The organism is Breznakia sp. PF5-3, assembly GCF_029504745.1.
In the GTDB taxonomy this organism is placed as follows: domain Bacteria; phylum Bacillota_I; class Bacilli_A; order Erysipelotrichales; family Erysipelotrichaceae; genus Breznakia.
The window spans coordinates 1-15,161 of the sequence record NZ_JAQFIQ010000018.1 but is presented as its reverse complement, the minus strand read 5'-3'; the positions used below and the strand labels follow the sequence as shown (position 1 = coordinate 15,161).

The 15,161-nt window shown below is 31.4% G+C and carries 13 protein-coding genes, 1 tRNA gene and 1 pseudogene; 14 read left to right on the top strand and 1 reads right to left on the bottom strand.

Annotated elements, in window-relative coordinates; all coding sequences use genetic code 11:
• The first annotated feature begins 8 nt into the window (after nt 1–8).
• From M2475_RS05740 to M2475_RS05685, 12 genes are all read left to right on the top strand, one after another.
• Complete coding sequence (locus tag M2475_RS05740) at nt 9–1,802, top strand: vWA domain-containing protein (protein WP_277490182.1); 1,794 nt, start codon at nt 9–11, stop codon at nt 1,800–1,802.
• Between the two features lie 10 nt (nt 1,803–1,812).
• Nucleotides 1,813–2,472, top strand: a complete 660-nt coding sequence (locus M2475_RS05735; RefSeq protein ID WP_277490181.1) for a BsaA family SipW-dependent biofilm matrix protein — start codon at nt 1,813–1,815, stop codon at nt 2,470–2,472.
• Between the two features lie 3 nt (nt 2,473–2,475).
• Nucleotides 2,476–3,021 carry a signal peptidase I gene (locus M2475_RS05730; RefSeq protein WP_277490179.1) on the top strand — a complete coding sequence of 182 codons (546 nt, stop codon included), beginning with the start codon at nt 2,476–2,478 and terminating at the stop codon, nt 3,019–3,021.
• A complete protein-coding gene (locus M2475_RS05725) occupies nt 3,018–3,941 on the top strand; it encodes a BsaA family SipW-dependent biofilm matrix protein (RefSeq protein WP_277490178.1) in 924 nt (307 codons plus the stop codon). Before M2475_RS05730 ends, M2475_RS05725 begins: the two co-directional genes overlap by 4 nt.
• A 152-nt stretch (nt 3,942–4,093) precedes the next feature.
• Nucleotides 4,094–4,672, top strand: coding sequence for a hypothetical protein (locus M2475_RS05720; protein WP_277490177.1), 579 nt, complete (start codon nt 4,094–4,096; stop codon nt 4,670–4,672).
• Nucleotides 4,673–4,765: 93 nt separating this feature from the next.
• On the top strand, nt 4,766–5,389 hold the full coding sequence (locus tag M2475_RS05715) for a pentapeptide repeat-containing protein (RefSeq protein WP_277490176.1): 624 nt from the start codon (nt 4,766–4,768) through the stop codon (nt 5,387–5,389).
• Between the two features lie 9 nt (nt 5,390–5,398).
• A complete protein-coding gene (locus M2475_RS05710; protein ID WP_277490175.1) occupies nt 5,399–6,214 on the top strand; it encodes an SIR2 family protein in 816 nt (271 codons plus the stop codon).
• A 9-nt stretch (nt 6,215–6,223) separates the two neighbouring features.
• Nucleotides 6,224–6,967, top strand: a complete 744-nt coding sequence (locus M2475_RS05705) for a DeoR/GlpR family DNA-binding transcription regulator (RefSeq protein ID WP_277490174.1) — start codon at nt 6,224–6,226, stop codon at nt 6,965–6,967.
• Nucleotides 6,968–7,052: 85 nt separating this feature from the next.
• Complete coding sequence (locus M2475_RS05700) at nt 7,053–8,141, top strand: Gfo/Idh/MocA family oxidoreductase (RefSeq protein ID WP_277490173.1); 1,089 nt, start codon at nt 7,053–7,055, stop codon at nt 8,139–8,141.
• The gene (locus tag M2475_RS05695; RefSeq protein ID WP_277490172.1) at nt 8,141–8,962 is read left to right on the top strand and encodes a sugar phosphate isomerase/epimerase family protein; all 822 of its coding nucleotides are present in this window, start codon (nt 8,141–8,143) and stop codon (nt 8,960–8,962) included. Before M2475_RS05700 ends, M2475_RS05695 begins: the two co-directional genes overlap by 1 nt.
• A 12-nt stretch (nt 8,963–8,974) precedes the next feature.
• Complete coding sequence (locus M2475_RS05690; protein WP_277490171.1) at nt 8,975–9,763, top strand: alpha/beta hydrolase; 789 nt, start codon at nt 8,975–8,977, stop codon at nt 9,761–9,763.
• 105 nt (nt 9,764–9,868) lie between these two features.
• Nucleotides 9,869–9,944, top strand: a tRNA-Asp gene (locus tag M2475_RS05685).
• A 304-nt stretch (nt 9,945–10,248) separates the two neighbouring features.
• Here M2475_RS05685 and M2475_RS05680 read toward each other — a convergent pair.
• Nucleotides 10,249–11,379, bottom strand: a pseudogene (locus tag M2475_RS05680) (IS3 family transposase).
• Nucleotides 11,380–11,685: 306 nt separating this feature from the next.
• Here M2475_RS05680 and M2475_RS05675 point away from each other — a divergent pair.
• Together M2475_RS05675 and M2475_RS05670 are read left to right on the top strand one after the other, a co-directional pair.
• On the top strand, nt 11,686–13,176 hold the full coding sequence (locus tag M2475_RS05675; protein ID WP_277490170.1) for a LuxR C-terminal-related transcriptional regulator: 1,491 nt from the start codon (nt 11,686–11,688) through the stop codon (nt 13,174–13,176).
• 455 nt (nt 13,177–13,631) lie between these two features.
• On the top strand, nt 13,632–15,161 hold a 1,530-nt coding region (locus M2475_RS05670; protein WP_277490169.1), incomplete at its 3' end, for an InlB B-repeat-containing protein.

The following is a 15,161-nucleotide window of genomic DNA, read 5'->3' as shown; positions in this document are numbered from 1 at the left end:
GAGGCAATGTGAAAAGAAAAATTTATAAAAGTATCTTGATGTTTATCGTATTCCTTTCTTGTATCACAGTGATGCCTGAAATGAAAAATACTAAAGTTTCTGCGAATGAACCGACAGGAGCTATTATATTTGTAACGCATATGGTTAGCGGAAGTGCTACTCCTGTGAATAGTGAAATTGGTATAAAAATTGAAGGTCCAACCAATACAAATTCTTGTGTAGAGGTTGGAAATTATGAACCATTTTTTAATTTAGCAGATGGTACCTATAGTGTTACTTTGGTTGAACCGATGGGTTTAAGAATTAAAAGAACAAGTGTTGATTATATGCAGCAAGTTAATTCAACAAAATTTAATGTAGAAGTTGTAAATGGGAAAGCAGTACCAGTGGATATAATAATAGAAGCAGTTAGCTTACCAACGTTTTATTCTTTTGCGTCGATACAAAACGAATTATTGGCTGGTCAGTGGAGTAAAGAAAAATTATATTCTATAGATCTTGAAATACAACCAAAACCAGCACAACCACGACCTGTAGATGTCGTGTTCGTTGTCGATTTATCATTTACCATGGCGTATGACATTGATTATAAAGGAATCCCTTCAGATCCTAAATATAGTCGTTTACATCTAGTAAAAGAAACAACCAAAGAGTTTGTTAAAGCATTGTCTATTGATGCACATCCAGACAGTAAGCTATCCATTATTACCTATAGTCGTTATGCAGATGTAGCAATGGATTGGACGACATTGAATGGAATTAATACAACTAGTGTCCATTCGATTATTGATAGTTGGGAAGTAGATGGTATTACAATGACAGATCTTGGATTTAAAGAAGCAAGGCGTCAACTTGAAAAACGTAATCAATCAAGCAATGAGCGATTTGTAGTCTTGTTTACCGATGGAGTTCCAGGTGGGGTAGTTCCATCCTATGGACCTTCTTCAAATAACTATGATTGGTATAAGAGTAAAGCTTATACATATGTGAATAATACATTCCAAGTTATGGCAGAAGCGCAAAATCAAGCGAATATATTAAAAGGTGTTAGAGGACAAACGACTTCAACAAATGAATCTTTCATAGGATATGGAAATAATGCCACAAATCAGTGGATTCCATATTATGGTGTGAAACTAGGTTCTGGATATACCTGGGAAGACTATCGAAGTGTACGTAATAATTCGCAATATAGTTTATATAATACAAGTTATATTCCTTATGTTGGTGATCCTAGCTATCCAGCATCACCTGAAACATTCTCAAGTGAAAAAGGTGGTAATTATGTACGAAGTGCTTTAGGTTTAGGAGCTACGATTTTCAGTATTGGATTATTTGATACGACATCTTATCCTGTATCTACTAATCCTAACGATTTGAGATTAGGAAATAAAGTTCAAGAATTTATGGAAAATGTAACATCTGCACCAGTTGAGAAAAACTTTAGAAAAGTAACAACAACAGATGAGTTAGGAGTAGCATTTGATTTATTCTCAGGTGTTATTTCCGGAAACTTTAAAAATGTTTATACGAAATATTACATAGATGATAATTTTGAAGTTGTATCTGCAGGGGATGGACGTATTAAAACCGATAGTAATGGAAGAACATATATTGAATGGGGACCATCAGAGCTAAAATCATCTGCATTCATAAAGAAAAATGTTGTATTGAAAGCAAAACAAGACATGTATCCAACACCACCACAAAATGAATTAGTAGTGGAAATGATTGTGAATGATACTGTTGTGGTTTTGGAAGATTCAATAACAAAAATAGAAGATGTAAATGCAGTGAAGTGAGGTAAATGATGTGAAAAGAAAGAAACGAAGATTAAGAAGAAAAATTAAAAAAGCTGTATTTTTCATAGCATCACTTTGCTTCTCGTTCTCGTTGCTGACATTGACATTTGCAGTAGATGAAAGCTATTTATGGTTGCTTGTTGATGATGAAATAGAAAATGTATTAAGTCTACCTTACTATCAAGTTTCGATTATTGAAGACTTTCCTAAAGTAGAAGATTGGGTGCCTGGAACAGCAGCTACCAAAAAAGTACAATTTTCTAATCGTGGGAATGCCGATGTTATTATTCGATGTACCTATCTAGAATATTGGCATAACGATAAGACACTATCGAATACCTTTGATCATGATGGTATTCCATCAACACAAGAGGTTGATACAGTAACAAAGCAATGGACGAATTATTGGGCAGATGGAAATGGATCAGAATGGGTGAATGGAAATGATGGATACTATTACTATACAAAGGTATTAAAGGCTGGAGATACAACAAAGCCAATCCTAAATTCATTGACTATGCATGGTGATTTACCGTCTATATATGCACAAGAAAAATACATACTTACCTTTAAAGTGGAAGCACTTATTGTAAGTTCTGATAGTAATGCAATATATGAATTATGGAAAAAACGACCACAAATTGAGAATGAAAGTACAGTACGGTGGTAGGATATGAAGAAGTTTTTAAAAGTTATGGGAAACATTGTATTTTATACAATCATATTCGCAGTAGTATTGTTTGCATTCTTATTCTCAATGAATGGGAGTCAAGATAAATCGATCTTTGGATATCGCTTCTATGATGCGTTATCAGAAAGTATGAGCCCCCAAATAAGCAAAGGCGATTTATTAATAGTTGAAGTGAGAAGGCCAAATGAGATAAAAGTTGGCGATATCATCACATATACAGCGAGTGATGATGGTGAGGTTACGGTTACTCACCGAGTAGTTGAAATACAAGATGAAGCAAGTGACAATCCTATCTTTATTACACAAGGAGATGCAAACAAATCGATTGACCCTCCGGTTCAAGCTACGCGTGTAATAGGGGTTGTGAAAGGGAAATTACCAATGGTTGGGTATATCAGTTCTTTTGTTAAAAGGAATGTAATGGTTGTAATAACTATGGTTATTTCTTGTATTGGTTTCATTGTATCAATGAAAGTATTAAAAAACCGAAGTTCAAAAAAGAATATATTAGAAGGAGAAAAAGTATGAACGAAAACAAAAAATCAAAAAAGAGTAAAATAACGTTAGGTGCTGGAGTCCTTGCATTAGTATTAGTGCTATCTTCAACATTCCTATGGTTTACAGCAAAGGATGAAATTGAAAATATTTTCAACTTTGATGTATTTGATGTAGTAATTACGGAAAAATTTAACCCAGAACCAGTAGTTCCTGGAACTGAAATCAACAAGGAAGTTGGGGTTCAAAATAAAGGTAATGCAGATGCTGCAGTACGTGTAAAAATTAAAAAAGAATTAATTCTAATGGAATTGGATCAAGCTGGTAATATTGAAATTGGCTACAATACAAGTACAACATTAGGAAAAGATCAAATTATTGTGAAGATGAGTGATCGTGAAATTGCTGATTTAAAAGCATCTGGATATAATGATGTAACTGCATCTGTTGGTGCTCCAAGTAAAGTGTTGGTTTTCGAAAGAAAACAAAGTGATTTAAATGGTACAGGTGGAGAAAAAGTTGAATATTTTGCTTACCTAAATGATGGAACAAACCGTCTTGTTCAATATGATCCAGTAGCAAAAACTTTTAAATATGCATATTATGTACAAGATACAACAAATGCAAAATTAGGATTCCATGGAAAAACAACAACACCAGATGCAGATTTCGCACATGCAGGAATCACATTGAAGTTTGCTAGTACAGCTTCTACAGATTGGTCATTAGATCCAAATACAGGTTGGTACTACTATACAAAATTATTAGCTGGTAATGAAACAACAACTTCATTACTTGAAAAAGTAGAATTTGCTTCATCTTTAGGAAATGAATACAAAGGTGCAATATTTAAAGTAACACCAATGTTAGAAGCTATTCAAGCAGACCAAAGTGCATTGGATGACAATGGATGGAATGCAACAATTAGCGGTAAAACAGTAACTGTAAAATAGTTTAAATAATCGTAGTTTGAAAGGAGGAGTGAAATATCAAGAAATGGCGATGGATTTTTGTAATAAGCATAGTATTCGCTAGTTCTCTTATATCAATCTCAGCAAATGATATTGAATTACCAGATGTTAGTGTTGTTGGAGATAGTGATGGATTGACAATAGAAAAGGATTCATCAGGTAACTTTGTTTACTCTGATAAAATTCTTCCAGGCGATGTTATCACTCGTTCTTTCAGGATTACAAATACGTTAGATGTACCATATCATCTGACCCTGTTTCACAAAAATGAAAAAAGTAATCCTAAAGAAGTGTTGGAATATATGGAGATTGAAGTTGTTTATAAAGATAAAACTTTATATAGGGGGAATTTGTTTCAAGATAAACAAGCTTTTGGCAATAGTGTTGAAACAGGACTTGATTTAGGATATATACATGTAGAAGATGTATCTTTACTAACAATTCATTATTATTTTCCAGGTGATAAATTCACAAATGAATTTCAAAAAGCAAATGCATCATTTGATTGGGTTTTATATGCAACACAAACACCAGAAAAAACACCTGATAAAGTACCAGATAAAACACCAGAGAAAACACCGGATAAAGCTGGTACAATTAGCACAGGCGATGATGTGAATATAGAAGAGATATGGATTGTATTAATTATTAGTGGGGTCATTATTATATGTGGTACTATCCTAAGAGTGAAGAAGAAGTATGCGTATGAATAAAATACGTAAGAGATACAAGTAAATTAGTGTATTGATGTAGAGAGTATAGTTATACTCTCTTTTTTGTTTTATAATAGAGTGGAGAGGTACAATATGAAAAAGCGGATAGATCCAATTGAGCATTATGAAGAAATCATAGATGATAAAGCGTTAACTATAAGTGATATTAAGAGCAATACACACTATAAGAATTGTCATATTGAGGGGATAGAAGAAACAAATAAATTTGATGAAGTTAAATTTGAAAACTGCTTTTTTGCAGATAAGGCATTATTAAAACTTGAATGTTTAGATGTTATTTTTGAAAAGATAGACTTTTCAAATGTCCAATTTGATGAATCGTTATTTTATCGAGTACGGTTTGCAAATTGTAAGTTTATCGGAACGAGTTTTTATAAAACAAAAATGAAGAATGTTGCATTTCATGAATCCAATTTGCATTATGCTAATGTATCACTTAGTAATCTTACTCATGTGAGTTTTCATAATTCGGATTTAAGTGAAGCCTCATTACAAGAGGTTGAACATAAAGAATTAATGTTTGTAAAATCAAATCTTGATAAAGTTGATTTACATGATACGGTGATAAAAGGATTGGACTTATCTAGTTGTGAGTTTGATTCATTAGGAATAGATTTACGTGATTGTAGAAATGTTAAAATTCGTTATGATCAAGCAGTAATAATTGCAAAAATGCTAGGATTTGAAATAACGTAAGGAGCGACTATGGATAAGGTACTATTTGTAGGGAATGGAATCAATCGGATTCATTCAGGATATTCTTGGGCGGATTTATTGGAAGAATTGAAAAAGGATACGCAAACGAATAAGGAAATCATGAATGGGAATAAACCTTTTCCAGTTCTTTATGAGGAAATTTATTTTCGTTCGAAGCGAAATCTACAATTTAAGGAAGGGGATTTATTAAAAGCAATAGTTAAAAAAATGAAGCATTTGTTACCAACTGTAATTCATAAGCAAATAATGGATTTGTCGATTTCGAATATCATTACAACAAACTATGATTATACGTTGGAAAATAGTGTGCAAAAAGAATTTAAAATACAGAATACAATTCCAGATATGGCTGCTGAAAAGGTGTATCGTATTACAACAAGGAATTGTGTAGAAGATAAATCTATATGGCATGTTCATGGGGAACTTAAATATCCTCGAAGTATTGTTTTAGGGCAAAATATGTATGCGAAAGTAGTTGGTAAAATGAATGCATATATAGAACAAGATGATTTTTTAAAAGCATATCATAGTTGGATTGATTTTATGTTTTTAAAAGAGGTTCATATGATTGGCTTTGGATTGGATTATAGTGAAATTGATATATGGGCAGTGTTAAATGCTCGAGTTCGTTATTTTCATAAACATGAAAATGAGAACACAATTTATTTTTATATCTATACAGAAAACCCTAAAGATATTAGCGAATTAGAAACAATTTTAGAGAGTTATCATATTAACGTTATAAAAAACAAGGAAAATGAAGATCCAGAAACTTTTTATATGAGGATCTTACAAGCGTTATAGGAGTAAACTATGTTGAAAGAAGAAAGACAACAAGCAATTTTAAATGTTTTAAGGATGAAGGGGAAAGTCATTGTCAATGACCTTGCCAGCGAATATCATATTTCAAAAGATACAGTTCGTCGAGATTTGCAAGAGATGGAAAATCAAGGATTACTAAAACGTGTATTTGGAGGAGCTTTGCCACATCACCTTCCAGTTGCTAATTATATTGAGCGAGAACAAGAAGAAAGTATAGCCAAGTACCAGGTAGCTAAAAAAGCGATTTCTTTAATTCAGGAAAACCAATTGATTGCCATTGATGGAAGCTCTACGAATAAGATGATAGCAAAACTATTACCAATGAATATGAAGTTAGAAGTTTTGACTAATAGTTTTCCTATTGCTAATGAATTAGCAAATCATGTAAATATAAAAGTAATTGTTTTAGGTGGTGACTATTTACATGAATCAATGACGAATGTAGGATATAATGCTACACAACAGTTGTCTATGTTTCATCCAGATATTTGCTTTCTAGGTGCTCATGCGATTGATGCAGATTTTGGTATTAGTGTCCCTTTTGAAGTGGAAATTAGTATTAAACAACAGTTTATAGCAACAGCAAATCAAGTTGTTGTCCTAACGACACCTAATCGAATTCAGAAACGATCAAAGTATAAAGTAGCAGATCTAAGTGATATTGATATCTTAATTTGTGAAGATGAAAAGATAAAAGAAATAAAAACTTTGTATTCACAAAATCGAATAATGTAATCGAAACACGCATAAAACAGCATAAACAATGCTTGAATGTGTTGGTTTGCCAACCTATACTGATGGTAGATAAGGAGATGTGATTATGAATACAAATGTGAAGAAAGATGAAAGAACCTTAAAAGTTGGCATCTTAGGATGTGGAACAATTTGCCAAGCTGCTCATTTTGAAGCTGCACAGAAGGCTAAAAATGTTGAATTGTATGCGATTTGTGATATTGCAAAAGATTTGCTAGATCGAATGGAAGAATTATATCATCCCCAAAAAGTATATAGTGATTATAAAGAAATGTTGAAAGATCCAATGGTGGATGCAATAATTATCGGGGTTGCAGACCAATTTCATGCAATGTGTGCAAAACAAGCTATTTTAGCGGGGAAGCATGTATTGGTTGAAAAACCATTGGGTGTATCTGTAGAAGAATGTGAAGAACTACAAGCGTTACTTGCTAAGGAAAACTTGATTTTTCAAGTTGGAAATATGAAACGTTTTGATGCAGGGTTACAATTTGCAAATCGTTTTATAAAAGAGGAAATAGGTGATGTAACAACATTTAAAGCGTGGTATTGTGATAGTAGTCAACGTTATAAGGTATGTGATAATGTTATGCCAGTTTTATATTCAAGTGTTACAATGAAGAAGCCAAAAGGCGACCCTAAGGAAAACAAAGAAGTGTATTACTTATTAGGACATGCAAGTCATTTGTTTGATACAGCGCGTTATATGATGGGAGAGATTGTTTCAGTTGAGGCGAAACATGTGCAAAAAGATGGATTATATTCTTGGTTAATTGCTTGTGAATTTGCAAATGGTGCAATTGGTAACTTGGATCTTACAATCGCTGCTAGAAAAGACTGGCATGAAGGAATGCAAATTTATGGAACAAATGGAACCATTGAAGTAAAAACGTATAATCCATGGATTTTTCGAACATCAGATGTAATTTGTTGGAATGATACAAAAAAGCTTACAACAAGTCCATATGATGAAGATGGTCATTTCTTTAGAAGACAGTTGGAAGGTTTTAGTGATACTATTTTAAATGGAAGCAAACAACTTGGCGCAACGATAGAAGATGGAATAGCAACACTAAAAGCATTAATTGCTACCCATCAATCGGTACAAGCAAATGGAAAAAGGATTGTAATAAAGGAAGTAGGAGGAAACTTATAATGGAAATTGGTATTTTTTCAAAAACTTGGAATTTATCTTTAGAAGAAACATTTAAAGAAATGAGCGCATATGGAATTCATCATACGCAGTTTAATCTATCATCTGCAGGTTTACCAACCATGCCAGATGAAATTGATAAAGCAAAGCTAAAGGAGATTAAGCATTTAGCAAAGAAGTATGATATTCATCTAGATGCGTTATCAGGTACATTCAATATGATTGATCCAGATATTGAAAAAAGAAATGAGGGGATAAAGCAATTTGATATATTATGTAAAATTGCAAAAGAATTGCAAATTACAATCATTACACTATGTACAGGTAGTAAGAATAGAGAAAGTAAATGGAAATGGCATCCAAATAATGATACTCCAGAAGCATGGGAAGATTTATTGGATACAACAAGTCAGATTTTAAAAAGTGCAGAAACACATAATATTATTTTAGGTGTAGAAACCGAAGCTAGTAATATTGTGAATACGCCATTAAAAGCAAGAACATACTTAGATACATTCAATAGTTCAAATTTGAAAATTGTAATGGATGGAGCAAATCTTTTTCTACCATCACAAGTAGAAAATATGGAAGAAGTATTAAAGGAAGCATTTATATATTTAGGGAAAGATATTGTTTTAGCACATGCAAAGGATTTAGCAAATACATCGGATATTGCATTTGTTGCTGCAGGAGAAGGAATTTTAGATTATAATACATATATAGCGTTATTAAAAAAATATGCTTATGATGGTCCACTAATTATGCATGGATTATCAGTTGATCAGATTTCAAGTAGTATAGAATTTTTGGAAGAGAAACTATAAAGGAGAAATTGGATGTCATATTTTGTAAGAAACTTAGTAGAACTTAACTATGAAGTTATTGGTGAAGGAATACCATTTATTTTCCTTCATGGCTTGGGTGGAGATATTGAACAACCTAAAAACGTATACAAACCTATCGAAGGTGTAAAGCTTATTGTGCTTGATCAAAGGGGACATGGGAAAAGCGAAATTACAGATTGGAAAACTTTAGACTTTGATACATTAGCAGATGATGTTATAGGTTTAGCCAAGTATTTAAAATTGGAACAATTCTATTTAGCAGGAATATCAATGGGAGCAGGAGTTTCTACAAATATAGCGATACGCTATCCAGAATTTGTAAAAGGTTTAGTGTTAATCCGTATTGCATGGTTGGATCAACCGATGGAGAAACAAATTAAGACATGGTTTGAAAATATGGAAAAATATCTCCATATGGAAAATGGTAAAGAATTATTTATACAAGATGATATGTATAAGAGACTGATAGAAGAAACACCACAAGTAGCAGCTTCATTGCTTCGTTTCTTTGATGATCCTAATGCAATTAAAAATCCAAATAAATTTAAAATCATGCCTTCAAAACAACCAATAAATAAACTAGCTGATCTTGAAAAAATAAAGGCACCAACAATGATTTTATCAAACCAACAAGATCCGATTCACCCTTTCCAGTATGGTGATATATACAAGAAATATATAAAAGATGTTAATGAATACGAAATTACATCAAAAGCAGTCGATGAAAAGAAACATTTGGAAGAGTTAAATTCGTATTTAAGGCAGTTTATACAAGGATAAAACAGATCTTTTGCTGAGAAATCTATTTTTTTCAAAAAATTGTTCTAAAACGCTTGCGTATTGTGCAAATATTTGATAGAATAAACTTCGTCAGCAAAAGAAAATGGTCCAGTGGTGTAGTGGTTAACATGCCTCCCTGTCACGGAGGAGATCGTGGGTTCGAGTCCCATCTGGACCGCCATAAAAAAATAGGGCTTTAGATTAGTATAAGGTTTATATTGAATGAACCTATAAAGTAATGTAGGGTCTAGTAAAAAAACAAACCAGAGTTTCCTAAGAAATTCTGGTTTCTTAAATTGTAATCTCAACCGCAACACTTCGTTGCGGTTTTTTATGGCACTATAAATTCTAACGGGGTTTATACCCTAAATCTGTACTCAATAAGATCAATAAAAATTGATCTTATTTTTTTCCTTGTATGATACTTGTAAACCTTGTTCTTGTATCATACGTCTCTGGAATGGCAACACTTTTGTAGACAAATTTTATAAGGTCATGTTTTGTCTATATTCCACAGGACTTTGATAACCTAAAGTTGAATGCACTCGCTTATTGTTGAACCAATATACGTATGCGGATAATTCTTGTTCCAAATTCAGCAATGATGCAAACGTTCTTTCGCGGACGAATTCAGTTTTGATTATTTTGAAATGTGCTTCTGCAACTGCATTGTCGTATGGATTTCCTTTCCTACTTAAGGATCTGTCAATTCCAAATGTTTCTAATACATTATCGATTAAATAATTATCAAATTCATTACCTCTATCTGTGTGGAAAATATTGTATTCAAATAGATTTCCTTTGATGCTTAAAAATGCTTGTTTCACAAGTTTTGCATCTTTATATTTCCCACAACTATAACCAACAATCTCCCGGTTATACAAATCGATAACTACACAAATGTAATTCCATTGGTTATTCACTCTAACGTACGTTAAATCACTTACTATGACTTCTTTTGGGTTTCTGTTATCAAATTCTCGATTTACTTTATTTTCTATTTTTGCTTCATTAACAGTTGTCTTATGTACTTTATATTTCTTCACTGTATATACCGATACAAGTCCATTTTGATGCATAATCCGTGCAATTCTCCTTCTCGAGATACAAATACCTTGTTTCGCTAATGAATGCTTGATTTTCCGTGTTCCATAGACTTTCTGATTATCATTAAATATTCTAACTACAATATCATTGTAATTATCAACCTTTGCAACCTTATCTTGGTATTTATAATATCCAGATCTCGAAATATTTAATGCCTTACACATTTTCACAACCGAATACTTGTGTGCATTTGCTCTGATTACTTTTACTTAGGACGTAATCAGAGCCGCTTGCTTCTAGGTGCCCTTGGGGTATAAAATGTCGTTCTCCATTTCAAGCTGTTTATTTCTTTTTCTTAAAGCAATCAATTCTTTTTCTTCTGGAGTAAGGTTATCTTTTGCTTTGAATGATCCTGCTGTATCTGCCTGTTTAATCCATTTCGTTAATGCTGAAGGGGTTAAATCATATTCTCTAATAATTTCGGACTTGGGTTTTCCACTTTGGTATAAATTTACCATTTGCTGTTTAAATTCACTTGTAAATACTCTACGTTCTCTTCTTGTTGTCACTTTCTTTTCCTCGCTCTTCTATTTTACCATGACAACCTTATCTTTTCTGTCTACTTTATTGTAGCCTATCCAATAAAAGACATTTACAACAGAAACAACAAACGAGTATCTATGCATAAGAAAAAGACGCTCTATCCTATTGATAAATCGTCTATATAAATTTTATATATTTCCCCTGTCTACTTGACAGAGGGAACATCAATCACATAGCTTTTTTATTACTAATTTAGATAAAATATCAATTTTTCAAATAATTATGTATAATTATATATACTAGAAGTAAAAGAGGAATAAGAGGGGCATATAATGAAATCAAAAAATACAATATATAGTAGTTTGTTTTTAATATTTCTAATCGTCGTATGCTTATGGCTATTTGTTTTTCATGAATCAAAAAGCATCAATATTGATAATGCTATTAGTACACAAGGAACATATGATTTAACAAATGTTGATTTTCATAAAGATGTATATGAGCTTTCTCCACAATGGGATAGTTGGGAAAATAAACTGTATTCGCCAAAAAATATCTCTGACGCCGAAAGTCCACTTCCATATAATCAATTAAATTATCGAGAATTAAATTATATAACACATCGAATCAATCTCAAACTTGAACCAAATAAACTTTATGGATTATCCTATAATACTTCTAATTTTTCTATGCGCATGTATATTGATGGAAAAGAAGTAGCTTGTGTTGGAAATCCAGGAACAACCAAAGAAGCAACACAACCATCTATACAAAAAAAAGTTACATATTTCACTCCTACAAATACAAATACTGAAATTATTATACAAGTTGCAAATTTTGTATATGTAGAGGGTGGAAAACCGCCAATTTTCACCCTTGGGGAAGCAACAACAATGATTAATTATGAGCGAAACTCTAATATCAAATATGGAATTATCTTTGGAATATTAATAATGTCTTCCATATTTTATTTAAGTGTTTTCTTATTAAATCGAAAACAAATCACTTCTTTACTTTTTTCGATTCTTTGCTTGTTTTTATCTTTTGCGGCAGGGAATGTATTTGAATTATATGTTGATGAATGGCAACTTAGTATTCGCCTAGAATATTTGAATTATATTTGGGCCGCTATTATCCTTGCTTATTTAGTGAATCGATTATTTCCAAATACTTTGCATAAATATAGTATTTATTTCTATTTACTATTTAGTTTTTTATTTTCGTGTTTAATTCTATTTACTGAGCCTCTCTTCTTTTCATCCTTTCTTGTCCAATTTCAAATTATTTCCGTTATTATGATTTTACAAGGTGTTTTTTCTCTGGTATTTATAAACAAAGATTGGTCATTTAAAAAAATCTTTACTTTTGTTGGGATTTTCTTATTTGCTGTTTTCATTATTATTGATATCCTTACCCGAAATAATGTTACAATTGTTCACTTCTTTGCAGGGAAAACTTTTAATTCTGCCATTGGAATGGTCTTGTTTGTATTTTGTTATATGTTAGTTTTATCGGTTGAGCAATCAGAAACTTCCAAAAGAATTGAAAGGCTTCATTTATCTTTGAAATCAGCAGAAAAAAAATATTATGAACTCATCACAAGACAAGAAGAAATACAACCTGAAGATAAACTTGTAAAGTATGGATTAAGTAAAAGAGAAAAAGAAATTGCACTACTTTTAATTGATGGTAAAAGTCGTGAAGAAATAATGAATTTATTGCATATCAGCTTAGGTACTATAAACACACATTGTACACATATTTATCAAAAAGCAAACTGTAATAGTGTAATAGATTTAATTTGCAAATTACAAAAAAATTAATTTTAAAATAACAAATATCTATCATATAGTCTTTATTAAGCACCATTTGGTGCTTTTTGTTTGTTTTAAAACTTTCTAATAAATAAAAAATCATTGGTATGAATGATATGAAAAATAACATGAATATGCTAAAAAATAGGTATGGGATAAAACATTATGCTATAACATTTTATCTTTTTTACTTCAACAAAAAAGATGATTAACATATCAGAGAAACCTTTTTAATTAATAAAATAGGAAAGGAGACACAGAGTAAACAATATTAATTTCAAGAGAGTAGATATGTACAAATGAATTTATTTATAAGAGAGAGCATATTGATTCAAAACCATATACTGTATAGTCAAATAATTAAACTTAATGACTTACATATAGTATTAAATATTTTGTTATGATCAAGAAAGGAGTTTATAATATTTATGAAAACAATTTCATAAATATTATAGAATTATTAAATGAAAACAATTATAAAAAAAATAAGCTATTTTTCTTTAATTTTATTATTAATTAGTACCATCTTTACACCTGCTACTAATAAAATATTGGCTGATGATACTGCAGGACCTAGTAATAAATGGAATTCTGTTACTGATTCAGAATCAGGAATAGATATGACTTTAGCAAGTTCTGTTTTTGCTGTACATTCTGGAGAAACTTTCACAATAACAGCAGAAGCATTATGGACAACGTCTTTGCCTCCATTTATGTACTTTGGATATGCGTCTATTGTTCTTCCACCAGAATTAGAATTTGTGAGTGGAAGCGGAAATGTAGAAAGTGGAAATGTAGATTTCTATGAGCCTGCTTTAAATATAAATACAGTACGTGCAGATATAGGATTAATGGCTCCCTACTCAAGCAATAAAATAAGTTTTATTGTAAAAGTAAAAGATGATGTTACCATAAATAATACAATTTCTATAAACATGTTTTCAGAGTCATTTAAAAATGATCTTAATATAAACCTCAATATACCTGTCGTTGCCCCTTCTTTAGAAGCAACAAAAACATCAAATCGTAATGAAACAACACTTGTGGGAGATTCTATTGACTATACAATTAAGGTCAAAAATACTGGAAGTGATACGGCAAGACAAGCTGTCATCAAAGATACAATCCCTGCAGGGCTTAGTGTTAAACAAGATAGCATTACTTTAACAGATAGTCAAAATTTAGTTTCTAATCCCATATCAAGTATAAATGGAAATGCATTAAAGATAGAAACTATTGACATTCTGCCAGGAGATTTTATAACTATAAATTATACTGCTATGGTAAACAATACAGCTTTCAAAAATAGTATTGAAAACAAAGGGGTGGCAGAGGCACACTATAAATATAATGTTTACACATCAGTAAAAATTAAAGTAATCTCTGCTGCTTTTAGCGATAATAATAAAAAACCTATTTCGAAAAAAACAAATATTTCATATCTTATCAATAATAAAAATTCTGCTTCTAAATACGATGATACAGCTATTTACGGTTTAACTTATACAATTTTAGATAATAACACTACAAAATTTAAAAAACCAGGATATACTTTAGATAGTTGGAATACTAAAGCAGATGGATTAGGGACTAAATATACATCATCTCAAGTACTAGGTGCTTCACCTTTTGAAGATGATATAACATATCTTTATGCGCAATGGAAGAAAAATCATTATACTGTTACTTATGATGGTAATGGTGCCACAAATGGACAAATGAGTGATGGATATGCTGTATATGATGATTCTTTCACTTTAGACACTATTGGATATACAAAAAAAGGATACACATTTGTTGGTTGGGAAGCTACATTAAAAGATGGAACACTTATTACTTTGGCAGATCAAGAATTATTAGATCCATGGCAATATGAAGAAAACATTACCTTAGTAGCAAAATGGAAGAAAAATCATTATACTGTTACTTATGATGGTAATGGTGCCACAAATGGACAAATGAGTGATGGATATGCTGTATATGATGATTCTTTC

Excerpts from the sequence above, each read along its gene's own strand:
- M2475_RS05730 (WP_277490179.1), top strand. The coding sequence starts at position 2,476 with ATGAAGAAGTTTTTAAAAGTTATGGGAAACATTGTATTTTATACAATC.
- M2475_RS05725 (WP_277490178.1), top strand. The coding sequence starts at position 3,018 with ATGAACGAAAACAAAAAATCAAAAAAGAGTAAAATAACGTTAGGTGCT.
- M2475_RS05715 (WP_277490176.1), top strand. The coding sequence starts at position 4,766 with ATGAAAAAGCGGATAGATCCAATTGAGCATTATGAAGAAATCATAGAT.
- M2475_RS05710 (WP_277490175.1), top strand. The coding sequence starts at position 5,399 with ATGGATAAGGTACTATTTGTAGGGAATGGAATCAATCGGATTCATTCA.
- M2475_RS05705 (WP_277490174.1), top strand. The coding sequence starts at position 6,224 with ATGTTGAAAGAAGAAAGACAACAAGCAATTTTAAATGTTTTAAGGATG.
- M2475_RS05700 (WP_277490173.1), top strand. The coding sequence starts at position 7,053 with ATGAATACAAATGTGAAGAAAGATGAAAGAACCTTAAAAGTTGGCATC.
- M2475_RS05695 (WP_277490172.1), top strand. The coding sequence starts at position 8,141 with ATGGAAATTGGTATTTTTTCAAAAACTTGGAATTTATCTTTAGAAGAA.
- M2475_RS05690 (WP_277490171.1), top strand. The coding sequence starts at position 8,975 with ATGTCATATTTTGTAAGAAACTTAGTAGAACTTAACTATGAAGTTATT.
- M2475_RS05675 (WP_277490170.1), top strand. The coding sequence starts at position 11,686 with ATGAAATCAAAAAATACAATATATAGTAGTTTGTTTTTAATATTTCTA.